We start from the raw sequence: 17,526 nt of genomic DNA on the forward strand, positions 1-17,526 counted from the left end.
CTAGAGTATAATAACCGAAAAAAAGAAAAAAAGAAATAGATTTTTTTTTCATTTTTTCTTAAATTTTTTTCCATTTTTCAACAAAATTCTACTCGTTGGCAAATACAAATTCACCGGCAATCATGGTCCATTTTGGTTTGGCTAAGTAATGAAAAGGATGATGGCTCCAGAGGACCAAATCTGCATCCTTCCCGGGCTCGATACTGCCGATTTGCTCATCTATTTTTAAGTTTCTTGCTGGAAGAATCGTAATTCCCTCGAGCGCCTTTTGTTCTGAGAGCCCTTCCCTAACTGCGAGGGATGCGCAAAGATTTAAATATTGGATTGGAGTATAGGGGTGATCGGTGGTAATCGATACCTCAACACCATGTTCTGTAAGCTCCTGATACGTTTTCCATGTTTTATTTTTTAATTCAATTTTTGATTTTCTTGTCAAAGTTGGTCCGACCGAGACCTTCAATCCCATACCAGCCAGTTCATCGGCAATCAAATGGCCTTCGGTACAGTGCTCAATCCTCAAATCAAGATTAAATTCTTCAGCCAGCCTCATCGCTGTGATAATATCGTCTGCGCGATGGGCATGGATTCTGACTGGAATCTCCCGTTTTAATGCCATTATCAGCGGGCTGATTCTTAAGTCTTCCGGATTGTCGGTGTGAATAGCTTGATAGAACGCTTCCCTAAGCATTCCCATAATGCCCATTCTGGTAATCGAGTCGCTATTCCCATGGCTGTGAATCCGCTTTGGGTTTTCGCCTAAGGCAATTTTTAAGGCTGCTGTTTCTTGGACAATCATTTTTTTAATATTCTTCCCCGTCGTTTTAATGATGGAAGTGGTGCCGCCAATTACATTTGCGCTTCCGGGCATAATATGGACGGTTGTGATTCCGCTTTTGACAGCATCCTTAAAGGCAGGGTCCAGTGGATAAACGCCATCAATAGCCCTGATATGTGGTGTCAACGCTTCGGCCGTTTCGTTGGCATCATTTCCTGCCCAACCCGTACCTTCATCATACAAACCCAAATGGGTATGAACATCTATAAAACCAGGAAACAGGTAAAGGCCGGAGCAATCAATGATTTTTACGTCTGTTTCGGTTATAAGATTGCTTCCTATTTGAACGATCTTCCCATTTTGAATTAATACATCTCCACAAGGAATCGGTTTTGCGGTAATGGGATATATATAAGCATTTTTTAACAATAATTTTGTCATGATAAAACCTTTCTAAACATGATAATGGTATTTAAACCATTTTAGCAGGTAGAATATAAGGACGAAAAGTAAAAAACTGCAAAATTACAGAAATTTCTATAATACATGAAACTTTACCGGCAAACATGCGTAAATAGTAAGAAAGCAGTAATTTTAAGGGGGAAACCTAAATGGTTACAAATGAGGAAAGAACGTTCGCTGTTGTTTTGTATGTGCTTAATTTCTTTGCACCGGTGATTGGACCGTTGATTATTTGGTTGATAAAGAAGGATGAGTCTGCATTTATAGATTATCACGGCAAAGAGTATTTTAATTTTATGATCTCCTATTTTATTTACTCAGTTGTGAGCGGAATCCTGGTCCTGGTTTTAATTGGTGCCCTGCTTCTGTGGGTATTGGGGATTGCGGCCTTCGTTTTTAACATAATTGCCGCTGTAAAGGCCTATGAAGGGCAGCATTACCGCTTCCCGCTTATATTCAGGCTAATAAAATAAATAATGTTGAATGATAGCCCGGCAACTAACTTGCCGGGTTTTTTCTGTTAAACGAAGTCTTTATCGCTTAAATAGCAGAGTCTGGAAAAAGGAGTTTTCTTTATTTTTTAATAGAAATCTTCTATCATTTTTTCACCCAATCGTAAATAAACTGATATAAGAGGAAACGACGAGGAGTTTTCGAGATGAATATAAGTATATTTTATCGGAGTACAGCTGCGATAAGCCTTAATGGCAGTATTGCAGCACTGATTCCTGCTGGTTTGATTGTTGTCGGAAATCTATTATTTTTTGGATTGCCGGATATTATGTTATTGGCATTGCCATTCTTCGTATATAGTTTTGTTTGCTTTCACCTCTACCTTTATCGAATGCGGCAGTCCTTTTCCACTGAAAAAAATATAATTGATAGACCGGAAAACAAGGGGGATTCTCTTTCGGAGGCCCGTCATCTATTGATCATCCCTCAACCAACGCAATCGCCGGAACTGCATTTCTTTTTCCAAAATGGGTTGTTTGCAGGGAAGATAAAAAGGCAGCATAACTTTGGATTAAGCCGATTTTGGCATGGCAGAGCTTATACCCTGTTCAATGAGCAGGGGAAAGAAGCAGGTTACTTTAAAGTGAGGGGCAAAAACATTGAAGCATATGATCAAAAAAATAATTATTTAGGGTATTTTAAAAAAGAAAAAAATAAAAAACAATTGTTTAATAAAAATGGAAGGCCTGTTTGTTCGATAGAGGGTTCAAATCAGTTTATGGATGAAAAGGTTATTGCCCAAAATCGCCAGCAGGCAGCAAGGCTTAGACGGGGGTGGATGAGAGTGCAGTGGCTAGCATTGTTTCCTGACCCAAATACCCCTGTTATGTCATTTTCTGAGGCTTTATCGGAAAAGGACAAGTTGTTAACCATGAGCTTGCTGGTTCAGGAATTTTTCATAGAAAGATAAATTCCCTCATGCATGATTGTTTGATATGATAAACTATATTAAATTGCCGTAATGGGGGAAATTTTGGTGGACATAAAATTGATAAAAGGACATGGCTCCGGAAATGATTTTTTCATTATCGATGAAATAAGCAATCATTATACGTTTACCGAGGAAGACAGAAGCAGGCTTGCTAGATTGCTGTGTAATCGTGATTCCGGACTTGGGGCCGATGGGATTCTTTATGTAATGGATAGTGATCATGCTGCCGGCAGGATGCGGGTCTTTAATGCGGATGGTTCGGAGGCATCAATGTGCGGGAATGGGCTCAGATTAGTGGCCCGCTATATTTGTGAGCTTAAAGGTTTGGAAGAGACTGTTATTGAAACAATGAAGGCGGATCTTAAAGTCAGTAAGCAGAACGACCTTTTTGACCAAGTTCACACCTATCAAGTGGAAATATCGCCTGTATTGTTTGAATTAAGCGCTCTTCCACTGCAATTAAACAAGCCTTCGTTGATGAATGAAAAAATCGTCCAGCTCTCGGAGGAGTTAAGATTCACGGCGCTGGCAGTGCCGAATCCTCATTTAATTGCCATTGTTGAAAAAGATCAGCTGGAAGGGAATCTTCAAAAGACCCTAAGCGAAAAGGTTAATGGTCCGAACGAGCTGTTTCCGGATGGGGTTAATGTCAGCTTTGTCAGAACGCTCATGCCAAACACCATTTATGTACGGACGTTTGAGCGGGGTGTCGGTTTTACAAATGCCTGTGGTACAGCGATGTCGGCTTCATCCTTGGTTACATGCCTGCAGGAGATTAATCAGTTTGAAAAGCCAATCGATGTTTATAATGACGGCGGCAGGGTTCAGTGTGTAGTTCATCAGTTTGATGGGAAATACCATATCGACCTGATTGGCAATGCGACCTATCTTTATGAGGCAGTGATTAATGCAAATGTGGATGATAATACCTTTACGGTCTTGTTGAAAGAAGACATGTCCGAACAAGACTCTTATGAAAAGCTGCAGGCAGAAGCGCAGGAATTATTATCGCAATATTAAAGGATAAGGCACTATGCCTTATCCTTTTTTACTGCACCATTCTTTAATATTTCAAGGACAGGAGCGAAGGGCTGGATTTCCTTCGTTTGAAAATAGTTTTTGAACGGGTCTGCTTGCTTTTTGATACGTTTTAGTGCGTGCTGCATCGTAAAATCCTTTGGTTCAAGTCCTTCGCCGACCTCCTCCCAGTAGAGAGGTGTGGCGACGCCTGCACGTTCATTTCCCCGCATAGAATAAGGTGCAACAATTGTTTTTCCTTCCCCGTGCTGGACATAATCAACATAGAGCCGGTTGCCGCGCTTTTTCTTCATTCTTTCAATTGTGAATGAATCAGGATCCTTTGATATCAAATACTCGGCGATAAAGCTGGTAAACAGCCTTGTGTCGTCATAGGTAAATTCGTCCTCAGGCAATGGCAAATAAATTTGCAGGCCTTTATTCCCCGAGGTCTTAATGAACCCAATCAAGTTTAGCTGGTCGAGCACCTCTTTAATATAAAGGGCAGCCTTGATTGCCAGATGGAAGTCGTCTTTGGAAGGTGGATCCAAATCAAAAACGATTTCGCTCGGTCCCTTGCTGTGAATGGACTGAAATGGGACATGAAATTCAATTGCCAACTGATTTCCCAGCCATACTAGTGTTTTAAGATTGTTGCAAATGATATAGTTTATCTCATCGGTCTGGTATGTCTGGACAAAGTCGGGGGCATAGTCCGGACAGTTTTTTTGATAAAACGCTTCGCCAAACATTCCGTGAGGAAAGCGGATTACGGTTAAAAGGCGATTTCTTAAAAATGGCAGCATATACGGAGAAACTTCCCGCAAATAAAGAATATAATCCGTTTTTCGGATACCATGCTTGTCCCATAGGGGTTTATCAGGATGGGTGATTTCCAAGTCACCTGGTAGGTTTTTCTGGCCGAACAAAAAGCGCTCGTAGGTACAATCGGCAGGCTCCATATCCAGCCGAAATCGATCAAAATGTGGCTCTCGCAATTGGTTGTCAAATAGCTCCAAATATTTTATTTCGAGGCAAATGGCCGGATGGACATAGACCATCTGTTTATTCTCGCTGACCATATTTTGCTTAATAATCTGTCCAAGAGCTTGTTTTTCCTCAGGTTTGAAGCCAAACAGAACCTGGCCGATTTCCTGAATGTCATTGTTTTTATAGACACCAATATAAAAATATCCATTGGTCTTATCAAAAGCTGTTACAAAACAGCTGACATATTTCCAATTTTTGTATTTCAACCAAAGCTGGGAGCGCTTCCCTTCCTCCCAAAGGCTTGTCTTATGCTTTGCGACAATCCCTTCACCATCATATAAAACAACTTTTTCCCATAGGTCATTAAAGCTTTCATAAGCGATTACCGGCTGAAGCAGCTGATCATTGTTTTGGTCCGCGACAAGGTCAAAGCCAACTGCCTCGAATAAATTTATCAGTTCCGTTTTTCTTGAAATAAAATCAAGGCCGTGAAGCCGTTTTCCGCCCAACATTAACAAATCAAATGCCATCAGACGGCAGGGAGCTTCCTTTGCCTGGTCAAAGATTTTCTTGGCCGACTTTAACCGGCCGCGAACTTGAATGGCAGAAAAATTTGCTTTATACGGGTTCTCAAGAGCAACCAGTTCACCGTCAAGGCGGAGCGGCAGAAAAGGCCTAAATTTTTCCTCATATTTTAATAAAAATTCACTTATTTCCGGAAATTGTGGCATCAGAGATTTATCGTTACGGCTCGTTAGCTGGATTCCGTTCTCATCCCAATCAAGGATGGCCCGAAACCCATCGTATTTCACCTCATAATACCAATCGGCTTGAACCGGACTTTCAAAAGTTAACGTCGGCAGCATTGGCTTCATTAATGGATCCCCTTTTAGTTTATTTTACGAATAATGCCGGCAAATCATCCATTTCCAATTGTTTTAAGGAATGAACTTAAGTGCAATACAAAAACTAAACGTAAAAAGAATGGAGACTATTTATGCATACAATGTGGAAAGGAAGCATCAGCTTCGGGCTTGTCAATATCCCGATTAAGCTTCATACAGCAACAGAGGATAAGGATGTTAAGCTCAGGACCTTGCATAATAAATGTCACGCTCCAATTAAATATGACAAAATTTGTACCGTCTGTGAAGAAGAGGTAAAACCAGAAGAGATTGTCAGGGCATACGAATATACAAAAGGAAAATTTGTTGTCCTTGAGGATGAGGACCTTGAGAAGTTGCGGAAAGAGAATGAAGAAAAGGCGGTAGAAATTATTGACTTTGTAAAAATAGACGACATAGATCCGATTTACTTTGACAGGAGCTATTACATGTCCCCAAATGAGGGTGGAGGCAAAGCATATTCGTTGCTGCGTAAAGCCCTTGAGGAATCACAAAAGGTTGGTATTGCAAAAATCATCATTCGGTCGAAAGAACAGCTTGCCGTGATCCGTGTGTACGAAAATACATTGGTGATGGAAACGATTCATTTTCCCGATGAGGTGCGAAAGGCTGGGGATGTTCCGAATGTCCCTTCTGAAGATAAAGTGACTCAAAAGGAACTTGAAACGGCAATATTATTAATTGATCAATTAACAACGAAATTTGAACCTGAGAAGTATCATGACGAATACAGGTCGGCATTGTTAGAGTTAATTGAAGCGAAACGACAAGGTAAAGAAACAGTCACGGCTGCAACGAAAGAAGCGCCGGCTACCAATGTTACAGATCTAATGGCAGCCCTGCAAGCGTCTATCGATCGAACAAAGCCGAAAAAAGCGCCGACAGCGGCCCCAAGAAAAAAAGCAGCTGTAAAAGTGAAGAAAGAGGCTTAAACAAAAAGGTGATGCGGGTTTTGCATCACCTTTTTACTAGGCTGGGATATGCTCCATGCAATATTGGAGTACCTGTTCCTCTTCTTCGTCCTCAAGCGCAAAATCAAGCACGGTGTCGTTGCCTTTTTCAAAGAAATGATAATTCAATATTTTCGATTCGTTTGCTTCAATCCCTAATAACACTCTTAATCCGATCCCTTTTTCGGAGTATAGTTCATCCTCCTCATCTACTTCAAGTTCCAAAAAAAACTCATAACGCTCTCCTGATAATAATCCAAATGGATCTTCAAGTTTCTCAACAGTATGTCCGGTTACGTCCAAGCCTATCATCCTTTTCATTTTTGTAATCGTTATTATTATACACATCCCATCCTAATTAACAAAAAAATTGACTTTAAATAAAGACATAGAATGTTTATGAATTTAATGTGAATTATTGCACAAACTTACTTCCTGATAAGGGATTATAAGGTAATATTGATTTGAAGGTAAAAAAATATACATGTGAAACATTTCACAACTTGGAGGGGTGAAAATGGCAGCCAAGACTGAACCCGAGGATTTTCAAATTGAGCTTTTCTGGTCGGCAAGAAGGAATTTTTATCAGCTAATACGACTATTGTTTTTGGAACCGGACTTTAAAAATCTTCGTGAGATTTCTAGTTTTGCCAATCTTGATGAATTAGCACAGTTTCATGAGGGAGGCAATATTCTCCGTGCTTTTTTTGACCGCTTAACAGCCGAGCAAGTAAAAAAGGAACAGGAAGAATTTCAACGATTGTTTATCGGTCCAGGACCTTTGATTACTCCTCCTTGGGAGTCCTATTACCGGAGCAAGGAACATTTGTTGTTTGAAGAATGGACCTATCAAGTTCGCAGGCTCTATCATCAATGTGGACTTCAGTATGTAAAGGAAAATAATGAGCCAGACGACCATCTGCTGCTTGAACTGGAATTTATGTATTACCTTGCTGATTTGAGCAGGAGCGAAAAAGATCTTCATAAAAGTCTAGAATTAATCTCCATTCAAATTGCTTTTTTGAAAGAACACCTTGCCATTTGGATTCCGTCTTTTTGTAAAAAACTGATTGAAGCAACCAATAGTCAGCTATTTTTGGGAGCGGCCATGCTGCTTGAAGATTTTTTGAGCGAGGATTTAAATTCGTTGTATGAGGTAAGGGAGGCCATAACCAATGGTTGAAAAAAACGGTTTAAACAGTTTGTTGAAAAATAAAATGCAGCGCCGTACCTTTTTAAAATGGTCAGGGGCTATAGGCATTCCGGTAATCGCGGGCGGGATTGGCACGAAGATGCTAGTAGACCGAAAATCAGAGGAAAAGGCAGCCAATGCAAAGGATAATCTGAAGGTTATTTCAACATGCAGCATTACTAACTGTGGCGGCAGATGTGTGATTAAAGCGCACGTTCGCGATGGAATGGTAGTCAGGGTGAGTACTGATACGCAAGAAGGCGGGGATCTATCGACACCACCATTAAGGGCTTGTGTACGAGGCCAAAACTACCGAAAAATGTTATATCATCCTGATCGCCTAAAATATCCTATGAAACGAGTGGGAAAACGCGGTGAAGGAAAGTTTGAGCGGATTTCTTGGGAAGAAGCGGTGGAGACGATTGCTCAGGAAGTGAAGCGCATTGGTGATCAATACGGCCCTGAGTCCCGCTATGTTAATTATGGATCCGGACAAAGCTGGGGATTGCACGGTGGACCAAGAGCTGCCAGAAAATTATTGGCGCTGACGGGCGGTTATCTAAATTCTCGAAATGACTATAGCTCAGGAGCCGGAAACGTGGCCACCCCTTATACATACGGGACCAATGATTCGGGGAGCAGCTTTGATTCTTTGCTGCACTCCAAATATATTATTCTGTGGGGTCAGAACCCCTCTGAAATGATTTTTTCTACCCCATATCGTGAATATTTAATGCAAGCTAAGAAAAATGGGGCCAAAATTACTGTGATTGACCCAAGGTATAGTGACACTGTAATCGCCTTTGCAGATGAATGGATTCCAATTCTTCCGACAACCGACACGGCCTTGATGGACGCAATGGCTTATGTCATCATTACCGAGAATCTTCATGACCAGGAATTTCTAGACAGATATTGTATTGGCTTTGATGGCCACCACATGCCTGATGGGGTTCCTGCCAATGAGTCGTTAAAGAGTTATCTGCTTGGTGAAAAGGATGGGACCCCTAAATCACCTGAATGGGCGGAAAAAATTTGTCGTGTACCAGCTGATAAAATTCGGGAGCTTGCCAGAAATTATGCGACAATGAAACCCGCGGCGTTAATTCAAGGGTGGGCACCGCAGCGTCAGGCTTACGGAGAACAATTTATGCGCGGTGGAGCTCAGCTCGCATGCCTGACTGGGAATGTAGGCAAGCTAGGGGGCTGGGCAGCAGGGACCGGCTATTGGAATCGTTCAAACATTGTCTATCCGTTTAAATACCAAAATCCAATTAAAGCATCAATCCCATGTTTTCTGTGGACAATGGCAGTTGAAAAGGGATCAGAAATGACAGCAGCTGATGGCTTGCAGGGAACAGAACGTTTAAATTCTGGTATTAAAGCAATATTTAATATGGCTGGCAATATGTTAATAAATCAGCATGCAGATATTAATAAAACAAAAAAACTGCTTGAAGACGAGAGCAAAGTGGAATTTATCGTCGTCAGTGATCTTTTTATGACACCAAGTGCAAAGTATGCGGATATTCTGCTTCCTGGAACCTCTTTCTTCGAACGCTGGGACATTGGAACCCCATGGTGTTTTGGAGATTATGTCATTTTGGGGCAAAAAACGATAGATCCACTATATGAATGCCGTGACGAATATGATGTTTTTGCCGAAATTGCCGATAAATTAGGACTCAAGGAACAATTCACAGAGGGTAAATCCACCCTTGATATTGTAAAGGAAAGTATTGAAAGAACCAAAAAAGAACTGGACCCAAATTTCCCGACTTTCGAGGAATTCTGTAACTTGGGTGTTTATCATTTTAAATATGATGAGCCGCTCGTAGGGTTTAAGGAACAAATTGATGATCTCGATAATCATCCGTTTGAAACCCCTTCAGGAAAAATTGAGTTATTCTCAAAAGCGTTATGGGATATGAACCAGCATGATGAAATTCCAGCAATCGCAAAATACATCTCATCATGGGAAGGACCGGAAGACCCGCTAAAAGAGAAGTACCCGTTACAGCTAATCAGCTGGCATTACAAGCGGAGATGTCATTCCACGTATGATAACCAACCTTGGCTTGAAGAAGCAGCTAAGCAAGAAATGTGGATTAACCCCAAAGATGCCGAAGCACGCGGCATTAAAGATGGAGATCGTGTAGAGGTAGTAAATGATCGTGGACTGTTAATTATTGATGCCAAAGTAACTCGGAAAATTGTCCCTGGTGTAGTTGGAATACCTCAGGGTGCCTGGTATACACCCGATAAGAATGGCATTGATCAACGTGGTTCCGTCAATGTTTTAACGTCACAGCGGCCAACACCACTAGCAAAAGCGAATCCGCAGCTGACAAATTTGGTTGAAGTCAAAAAAGCATAGGGGAGTGAGTAGGTTGGCACAGTTAGGATTTTATATTAACCAAAGCCTTTGCAGCGGCTGCAAGGCCTGCACTGTTTCCTGCAAGGATAAAAATGACCTTGATGTGGGCATCAATTTTCGCAGGGTTTATGAATACGAAGAAGGCATTTACTTTGAACAACCGGGAAAAGGGCTCGTGCACAACATCAAGCCCTTTTACTTCAGCATTTCCTGCAACCATTGCACTCAGCCAAAATGTGTTCCGAGCTGTCCGGTGGGGGCCATTTCGAAAGACAAGGATAATGGCGTGGTTACGATCGATCAAGAAATCTGTCAAGGAACCAAGTTATGTGTGTTGGCATGCCCATATGGGGCACCGCAATACAATAAAAAGGTTTTTAAATCGGATAAGTGCGATTTTTGTATCGATTTGCAAAAAAAGGGTGAAGACCCGGCCTGTGTGGCATCGTGTCCGATGCGGGCCATCGAATTTGGGCCAATCGAAAAACTTCGGGAAAAGTATGGAAACATCAGCCAAATAAAGGGAATGCCAAGCAACACGATAACCAAGCCAAATCTAGTGATTACACCGCATAGGGAAGCAAAGTTATAGCTAAACAAAAAACGCCAGAAATACTCTGGCGTTTTATTTATTCATATGTATGGCGGAGAAGGTGAGATTCGAACTCACGCGACGGTTGCCCGCCCTAACGCATTTCGAGTGCGCCCCCTTATAGCCACTTGGGTACTCCTCCATAAACCTTTGGAGCGGGTGAGGGGAATCGAACCCCCGCCGTCAGCTTGGGAAGCTGAAATTCTACCATTAAACCACACCCGCAAATCAATTGTGAACAAGAATTATTATAGCATAATAACGAATTTTTGGGTAGAAAAAATTATTCCTTCACAAAAAAAACTGGAGCGGCGAAACGAAGCTCCAGTTAAAATTATTCTTGCTGCTGAGGTTTAATCGCGAAAAATGCCACAATTGCCGCTAGGATACTGAGGCCGCTCATAATAATAAAAATCCAATGGTTCGAGTACTTCATTAACAAAGCAATAATCGGAGGACCAGCTGCTACTCCGATAAAACGCATTGAGCTATAAATCGAGGTGATCGTTCCCCGTTCCTTCTTTTCAACCCCGTCAGTTATTAATGAATCAAGACTTGGCAGGCAGAGCCCTATTCCAATACCGCTAATTAGAAACATGGTCAGCATATACCACAGCTTGATTGAAAACCATAGTGCAGCAATTGATATGGCGGCTCCTAGAATGCCGCCAAAAGTTAACCATTTCATTAAAACTTTGTTTTTCTTGATAACTTTTCCGGTAATGAACGAAGATAAGCAAAGTGCTCCAAGCGGCAGTGCAAGAAAGAAACCTTTCTTGACATCCTTAATACCGTATTCTTTTTCAAATACCTCGGAAAGGTAGAAAAGAATTCCGAAAAGCACAAGCATCATAATCCCGCCGATAAAAAAGATGGCATATAACCATCGGCCTTCATTGCTAAACGTTTTCTTGACATTAATAAAGAATGTTTTAAATGGGATCGGCTTCTCCTTTTTCTTGGGCGATTTCACTAAAAAAGCCATCAATATTACGGAAATGGCACAAAATACAGGGATTGAAAAAAATGGGATAAACCAAATAATTCCTGCTAAAAAAGCACCGAAGATGGGGCTGATCACCTTTCCAAAAGTATTGGAGGTTTCAATGATCCCCAGACAAACACTGACGTCATCTTCATTTTTAAACATGTCACCGACCAATGGCAGTACAATGGGAAAGGCGCCAGCCGCTCCAACCCCTTGGAGTGCCCGTCCGACCAACACCAGCCAATAAGCATCTAATTTCCAGGCTGCCCAGCCGGAGATGACCCCGCCAATACCGGCAATAATCAGACTGGGAATAATCACTTTTTTCCTGCCAATATGGTCGGATAAATAGCCGGCAACCGGGATTAACAGAATGGCAACGATAGAATAAACCGTAATAATTAAACTTGATTGAAACGAGGATATCGCCAGTTCTTCTTCCATTGACGGCAGTACAGGGATTAACATTGAATTACCTAGAGTCATGACTAATGGAATGGAAGAGATGGAGAGAATGGCCCATTTATTTTTCGATATCTCATTTGACCGCTTTTGCCCTGATTTGTCTTTTTTCTTTTTAGCGGGCTGCGGATTTTTCCACAGTTGTTCAATATGTTCCATGGATTTTCTATCCCGCCTTCATCTATTTGTATCTTTAATATGGACCTTTTTTAGCAAAAATAACTTAGTTGTTTAAATCCTTTTAATGCCATATAAATGATAAACATTGGACATATGGAAATTGACCAATTCTGAAAAATTTAAAAATTGCTTCTTGACATTTGGTTTCCAGCGTATTAAGATAAAAATCAATAAAATGACGTTATGGCGTTGACGAAGAAGAGTAGCTTTTACGGATTCTTTAGAGAGCTGATGGTCGGTGCAAATCAGTGTAGACGTATTAGTGAATGGCCTTCCGAGCCTCCAAACCGAACCTTATCTAAGCAGTAGGCTTTGGCGAAATTCTCATCGTTACATGAGACAGATATTAGGCAAAATGCCTCGATATCGGTAAAGTGAGCTAATTTTTAGCTAATGAAGGTGGCACCACGGGTCTTCCGTCCTTTTTAGGATGGAGGACCCTTTTTGTATTGAGAAACTTTAATACTGTAATTCGTTGAACAAGAGTAGTACACTTATTTATTTCTTTCCAGAGAGTCGGGGAAGGTGGGAGCCCGATAAGAAAGAATTTGTGGAATGGACTTGTGAGAGACAGTCTGAAACTACCAGTAGGGCTGTACGGGGTTCCGCCGTTAAAAGGATAGGATATCGAGCGAATCTTTGCTCTGTATCTGAATGAGGAAGCTTGTGTCTATTTGTCATGTATGCCCAAAGCTTCAAAATGAGGTGGCACCACGGTTCCTGACAATCGTCCTCTATATGCTTAATGATGTAAGCATATAGGGGACTTTTTTTATTTTCGAAAGGAGTTGTAAAAGTGAACACAAAATCTTGCCATTTGACTAAAGAAATAAGTGGGGATGTCCTGACGCCGATCTCGATTTTGCAAAAGATTAGCGGCCGAAAGAAATTTTTATTGGAAAGCTCACATAAATATAACGATTCCGGCCGGTATTCCTTTATTGGTGCTGACCCCGCTTTGGAACTTATTTCGAAAGGAGATCAAAATGAAATTATCCAGCGGAACGGAGCAAGGAAGATAGTGACAGGAAATCCGTTACAAATTATTTCAAACATGATGCCTCCTATTGAAACAAAGCATTCCCCATTTTCGTTCCTTGGCGGTGGAGTAGGATATATAGGCTATGACATCATCAGACAGTATGAGGATATTGGCGAAGTGCCCCCTGACGAATTAACAATGCCGGATGTCCATTTAATGTTTTATGAAGAAGTGATTGTATTTGACCATCTAGAAGAAAAAGTTTTCATAACAGGTATCCCGCTTTTGGAAGATAGTGATGGAAAAAGTGTTGAACAGCGTATTAACAAAAGGATGGAGCAGTTAAAACAAGCCAACTATGACTCTGAGGAAGCTTCTTTTCAAATGGCAGGCTTTGTCCCGGAAACATCCAGGGAGGAGTTCATGAAAAATGTTGAGATTGCCAAGGAGCACATTTTGGCCGGAGACATTTTTCAGGTTGTCCTTTCAAGAAGGATGAAATCAGCTTTTCAAGGGTCTCCTTTAGCCTTGTATCGGAAACATCGCGCCCATAATCCGACCCCTTATATGTTCTATATTGATTTTGAGGATTATACCGTAATTGGCTCATCCCCGGAAAGTTTAATCAAGACGACAGGCAGGACGGTAATCGCCAATCCGATTGCCGGAACTAAAAAGCGCGGCAAAACCTTCGAAGACGATCTAAGGATTGAAAAAGAATTGCTAAGTGACGAGAAAGAATTGGCTGAACATAAAATGCTGGTTGACCTTGGCCGCAATGATCTTGGCAAAGTGTGCGAATTTGGCTCAGTTCATGTTGATCGGTATATGGAGGTGGAGAAATTCCGTCATGTGATGCACATTGTTTCGGAAATCAGTGGCACCCTTACCCGTGAAAAGACCGCCTTGGATGCGCTAGCGGCTTGTCTTCCAGCCGGAACGGTTTCAGGGGCACCGAAGATAAGGGCGATGGAAATCATCAATTCATTGGAAAATTCTAAACGAGGGCTGTATTCGGGGGCAATCGGCTATATATCGGTTAATGGCAGTATCGATTTCGCACTTGGAATTCGAACAATGATTTTAAAGAATGGTGCAGCTTATATTCAGGCTGGGGCAGGCATTGTCCATGACTCCGACCCGGAATCTGAATATGAAGAAACATTGAATAAATTAAAAGCCTTTTTGGAAGGGGATCATCACAATGTTATTGCTCATCGATAATTTTGATTCCTTCACCTATAACCTTTATCAGTTTCTGGGGGAACTGGGGGAGGATGTGGGGGTATACCGGAATAACCAAATTTGTCTAATGGATATTCACCAATTGCAACCTAAAGCCATCATTCTGTCCCCAGGGCCTGGACGACCGGAAGATGCCGGTATCTGCATAGAATTGATTAAAAACTTCTATGACAAGATACCGATCCTTGGCATATGTTTGGGACACCAGGCGATCGGGGCCGCCTTCGGCTGTGAAATCCGGAGGGCCAAGACAGTTAAGCATGGAAAAACATCGTTTATCAACCATAAAAGCAGCAATATTTTTAATTACCTGCCGTCTCCGCTGGAAGTGATGCGTTATCATTCCCTGGCGATTGAAAAGAATGGCATGCATCCGGAACTTGATAGTACAGCCTATGCCATGGACGATGAGGAAGTAATGGCAATCAGGCATCGTCAATATCCCGTGTTTGGCTTGCAGTTTCATCCTGAATCAATCGGAACTCCGTTAGGAAAACAAATACTTAAAAATTTTTTACTTCAAATAGAAAGGGAGAAATCAAATGAAGAATTATTTACTCCAATTAGCTGAACAGAAATCCTTTTCAGAGAACCAGATGAGGGAAGCGGTCGATTTTATACTGGGGGAAGAGGTCTCTGAATCGGAAATCGCCGCATTCTTAATGGGGTTGAAATCCAAAGGTGAAACAGTTGATGAAATCGTCGGGATTGTCAAAGCATTAAAAGCAAATTCCATTAAGTTCAACCAAAAGTTTACAAATGTACTGGATAACTGCGGTACTGGGGGAGATGGTTCATCCAGCTTTAATGTCAGCACCACTTCCGCCTTTGTGATCGCAGCTGCGGGGGTTCCAGTGGCTAAACATGGCAATCGCAGTATCTCCAGTAAAACGGGCAGTGCTGATGTTCTTGAATATTTGGGTATCAATTTAAATTTGCCAAAAGAAAGCACGGAGGAAATGCTTCAGGAAATCGGGATTACCTTCCTGTTTGCACCGCATGTCCATCCTAAATTGAAAAAGGTAATGACCGTCAGAAGGCAATTGAAAATCCCGACCATTTTCAATTTTATCGGACCATTAACAAATCCTATCGACTTGGATTTCCAGTTGTTGGGCGTTTATCGTCGGGATTTACTAAATGTATTTGCCGAAGTTTTAAAGCAGCTTGGCCGCAAACGGGCAATTATCCTTAATGGAGCAGGATTTATGGATGAGGCATCGCTCCAAGGCGAAAACCATCTGACCATTTTGGACAACGGCATTATTAAAAATCAAACCTTCCACCCCGAAGAAGTTGGCTTGCCTGTTTATGATAACAGTGCGATTAAAGGCGGCGACGCCAAGGAGAATGCGGAGATTTTATTAAATGTTTTAAGGGGCCAAACTGGAGCTTATAGAGATACGGTATTGCTAAATGCTGGGATTGGCATTTATACCGCCGGCAAAGCGAGTGATGTTGCGGAGGGGATTCAGGCAGCGCAGGACATTATTGATTCCGGGGCCGCTTATGAAAAATTAACTGCATTGGTTGATAAATCAAAAGCGATGCAAAGAGAGGCGATCTGAATGGAAACCATTTTAGACAAGATTATTGAACGGAAAAAGCAGGAAGTACAGGAACTTAGGAACAGAAAAAGCATAATCAAGGAAACTGTTTTTGCACGACGTTCGTTCATCAAAAAGCTGGGGACGGCATCAGAACTGGCGATCATTGCTGAGTTTAAGCGGGCCTCACCATCGAAAGGGATTATTAATGATGGTGTCGCCCCCGGGGTCCAAGCCGCAATCTACGAAAAGGCCGGCGCGGCTGCGATTTCGGTATTAACGGACAACACCTTTTTCAAGGGATCATTTTCTGATTTGTCGATGGTTCGTGAATCAGTTAGTTTGCCTATCCTTTGTAAAGACTTCATTATTGATCGATTGCAAATTGATCGGGCAGCCTCATATGGGGCTGATATCGTCCTGTTAATTGTTGCTGCCCTTGATGAGACGACCTTACAAGAGCTGTACCAATATGCAAAAGGTCTCGGGCTGGAAGTATTGGTCGAGGTTCACAATCAGCAGGAATTGGCCTCTGCGCTCAAAACGAACGCTAAATTGATTGGCATTAACAATCGGGACTTAAAGACCTTTCATGTTTCACTAGAAATGACTGAAAAATTGGCTGCTGAAGTAAAAGCGGCCGGAGCCTATCTCATCAGTGAAAGCGGTATTCATCACCGGGACGATGCAATACGGGTAAGAAATGCCGGGGCAAATGGGATCTTGGTCGGTGAGGCATTGATGAAAAGTGAACACCTAGCAGAAAAATTCGCTGATTTTCGTCTGCCATTAATACAAGGAGCAAAGCGATGAAAGTAAAAATATGCGGAATCATGGATATTGAAACAGGGGTGGCGGCAGCACGTTATGGCGCTGATGCAATTGGCTTTGTGTTCGCAGATAGCAAACGGAAAATTCGTGAAGATAAAGCAAAAGAAATCGTTGCCCATTTGCCAAAAGAAGTTTTTAAGGTAGGGGTGTTTGTTAACGAATCAATGGCCGAAATGGAGCGGATTGCGTCTTTTGTCGGGCTTACACATCTTCAATTGCATGGTGATGAACCAGCGGCATCTAGCGAGACCCTTTCCAAGCCGGTTATCAAAGCAATCAGTTTTCAGGGTAATGATCATTTGGCTAGATTCAACTCATTTCCAAGCGAGTATATCTTGCTTGATGGCCCAAAGGGAAAATACCGTGGGGGAAATGGGCTGGCGTTTGATTGGAGTGAGGTAAACACAGCCTTGATCTATCAAAAAAAGCTAATCCTCGCCGGAGGGTTAACAACAGATAATGTAGCAGAAGCAATCAAAACGATTAGACCTTATATGGTGGATGTAAGCTCGGGAGTAGAAACCGATGGGGTTAAAGACTTAGTGAAAATAAAGGCTTTCATTGAGAAAGCGAAGAGTATGGACTAG

At 41.9% G+C, this 17,526-nt stretch carries 16 protein-coding genes, 2 tRNA genes and 2 other annotated features; of the genes, 12 read left to right on the top strand and 6 right to left on the bottom strand.

Annotated features, from left to right (window positions below):
• Positions 1-88: 88 nt before the first annotated feature.
• Positions 89-1,216, bottom strand: a complete 1,128-nt coding sequence (locus AR334_RS16155; protein ID WP_066313398.1) for an amidohydrolase — start codon at positions 1,214-1,216, stop codon at positions 89-91.
• Positions 1,217-1,386: 170 nt separating this feature from the next.
• On the opposite strand from AR334_RS16155, the gene AR334_RS16160 reads away from it, so the two are divergent.
• The 3 genes from AR334_RS16160 (at position 1,387) to dapF (ending at position 3,701) form a co-directional block, all read left to right on the top strand.
• A complete protein-coding gene (locus tag AR334_RS16160; RefSeq protein ID WP_066313401.1) occupies positions 1,387-1,710 on the top strand; it encodes a DUF4870 domain-containing protein in 324 nt (107 codons plus the stop codon).
• A gap of 185 nt (positions 1,711-1,895) precedes the next feature.
• Positions 1,896-2,660 carry a hypothetical protein gene (locus AR334_RS16165; RefSeq protein ID WP_066313403.1) on the top strand — a complete coding sequence of 255 codons (765 nt, stop codon included), beginning with the start codon at positions 1,896-1,898 and terminating at the stop codon, positions 2,658-2,660.
• Between the two features lie 66 nt (positions 2,661-2,726).
• Complete coding sequence (gene dapF / locus AR334_RS16170) at positions 2,727-3,701, top strand: diaminopimelate epimerase (RefSeq protein ID WP_066313406.1); 975 nt, start codon at positions 2,727-2,729, stop codon at positions 3,699-3,701.
• Between the two features lie 11 nt (positions 3,702-3,712).
• Here dapF and AR334_RS16175 read toward each other — a convergent pair whose 3' ends face one another.
• Positions 3,713-5,563 carry a DNA ligase D gene (locus AR334_RS16175; RefSeq protein ID WP_066313415.1) on the bottom strand — a complete coding sequence of 617 codons (1,851 nt, stop codon included), beginning with the start codon at positions 5,561-5,563 and terminating at the stop codon, positions 3,713-3,715.
• A gap of 122 nt (positions 5,564-5,685) precedes the next feature.
• Between AR334_RS16175 and AR334_RS16180 the strand changes: the two genes are divergently transcribed.
• Positions 5,686-6,525, top strand: a complete 840-nt coding sequence (locus tag AR334_RS16180) for a Ku protein (protein ID WP_066313418.1) — start codon at positions 5,686-5,688, stop codon at positions 6,523-6,525.
• Between the two features lie 36 nt (positions 6,526-6,561).
• Here AR334_RS16180 and AR334_RS16185 read toward each other — a convergent pair whose 3' ends face one another.
• The gene (locus tag AR334_RS16185; RefSeq protein WP_082692987.1) at positions 6,562-6,855 is read right to left on the bottom strand and encodes a DUF6509 family protein; all 294 of its coding nucleotides are present in this window, start codon (positions 6,853-6,855) and stop codon (positions 6,562-6,564) included.
• A 205-nt stretch (positions 6,856-7,060) separates the two neighbouring features.
• Here AR334_RS16185 and AR334_RS16190 point away from each other — a divergent pair, with 205 nt between their 5' ends.
• The 3 genes from AR334_RS16190 to AR334_RS16200 are packed head-to-tail and all read left to right on the top strand — an operon-like array spanning position 7,061 to position 10,704.
• Complete coding sequence (locus tag AR334_RS16190; RefSeq protein ID WP_066313429.1) at positions 7,061-7,726, top strand: molecular chaperone; 666 nt, start codon at positions 7,061-7,063, stop codon at positions 7,724-7,726.
• Positions 7,719-10,112: a DMSO/selenate family reductase complex A subunit gene (locus tag AR334_RS16195; RefSeq protein WP_066313432.1), complete on the top strand. Its 2,394-nt coding sequence runs from the start codon at positions 7,719-7,721 to the stop codon at positions 10,110-10,112. The genes AR334_RS16190 and AR334_RS16195 overlap by 8 nt, the downstream gene beginning before the upstream one ends.
• Positions 10,113-10,125: 13 nt before the next feature.
• A complete protein-coding gene (locus tag AR334_RS16200) occupies positions 10,126-10,704 on the top strand; it encodes a DMSO/selenate family reductase complex B subunit (RefSeq protein ID WP_066313434.1) in 579 nt (192 codons plus the stop codon).
• 50 nt (positions 10,705-10,754) lie between these two features.
• Here the strand turns inward: AR334_RS16200 and AR334_RS16205 are convergent.
• From AR334_RS16205 to AR334_RS16215, 3 genes are all read right to left on the bottom strand, one after another.
• Positions 10,755-10,846, bottom strand: a tRNA-Ser gene (locus AR334_RS16205).
• Positions 10,847-10,855: 9 nt separating this feature from the next.
• Positions 10,856-10,929, bottom strand: a tRNA-Gly gene (locus tag AR334_RS16210).
• Positions 10,930-11,038: 109 nt separating this feature from the next.
• Positions 11,039-12,313, bottom strand: coding sequence for an MFS transporter (locus AR334_RS16215; RefSeq protein WP_066313438.1), 1,275 nt, complete (start codon positions 12,311-12,313; stop codon positions 11,039-11,041).
• A gap of 201 nt (positions 12,314-12,514) precedes the next feature.
• Positions 12,515-12,761: a binding site (T-box leader), on the top strand.
• 39 nt (positions 12,762-12,800) lie between these two features.
• Positions 12,801-13,072: a binding site (T-box leader), on the top strand.
• Between the two features lie 58 nt (positions 13,073-13,130).
• On the opposite strand from AR334_RS16215, the gene trpE reads away from it, so the two are divergent.
• From trpE to AR334_RS16240, 5 genes are read left to right on the top strand one after another with little or no spacing between them, the layout of a single operon-like run.
• Positions 13,131-14,540 (top strand): anthranilate synthase component I, encoded by a 1,410-nt coding sequence (trpE, locus tag AR334_RS16220; RefSeq protein ID WP_066313440.1) that lies wholly within the window; start codon positions 13,131-13,133, stop codon positions 14,538-14,540.
• A complete protein-coding gene (locus tag AR334_RS16225) occupies positions 14,521-15,132 on the top strand; it encodes an aminodeoxychorismate/anthranilate synthase component II (RefSeq protein WP_066313442.1) in 612 nt (203 codons plus the stop codon). Before trpE ends, AR334_RS16225 begins: the two co-directional genes overlap by 20 nt.
• Complete coding sequence (gene trpD, locus AR334_RS16230; RefSeq protein WP_066313444.1) at positions 15,104-16,129, top strand: anthranilate phosphoribosyltransferase; 1,026 nt, start codon at positions 15,104-15,106, stop codon at positions 16,127-16,129. Before AR334_RS16225 ends, trpD begins: the two co-directional genes overlap by 29 nt.
• On the top strand, positions 16,130-16,921 hold the full coding sequence (gene trpC, locus AR334_RS16235; protein ID WP_066313447.1) for an indole-3-glycerol phosphate synthase TrpC: 792 nt from the start codon (positions 16,130-16,132) through the stop codon (positions 16,919-16,921).
• Positions 16,918-17,526 (top strand): phosphoribosylanthranilate isomerase, encoded by a 609-nt coding sequence (locus tag AR334_RS16240; protein WP_066313450.1) that lies wholly within the window; start codon positions 16,918-16,920, stop codon positions 17,524-17,526. The genes trpC and AR334_RS16240 overlap by 4 nt, the downstream gene beginning before the upstream one ends.

Source organism: Bacillus sp. FJAT-29814, from assembly GCF_001510715.1.
Lineage (GTDB): Bacteria > Bacillota > Bacilli > Bacillales > Cytobacillaceae > Neobacillus.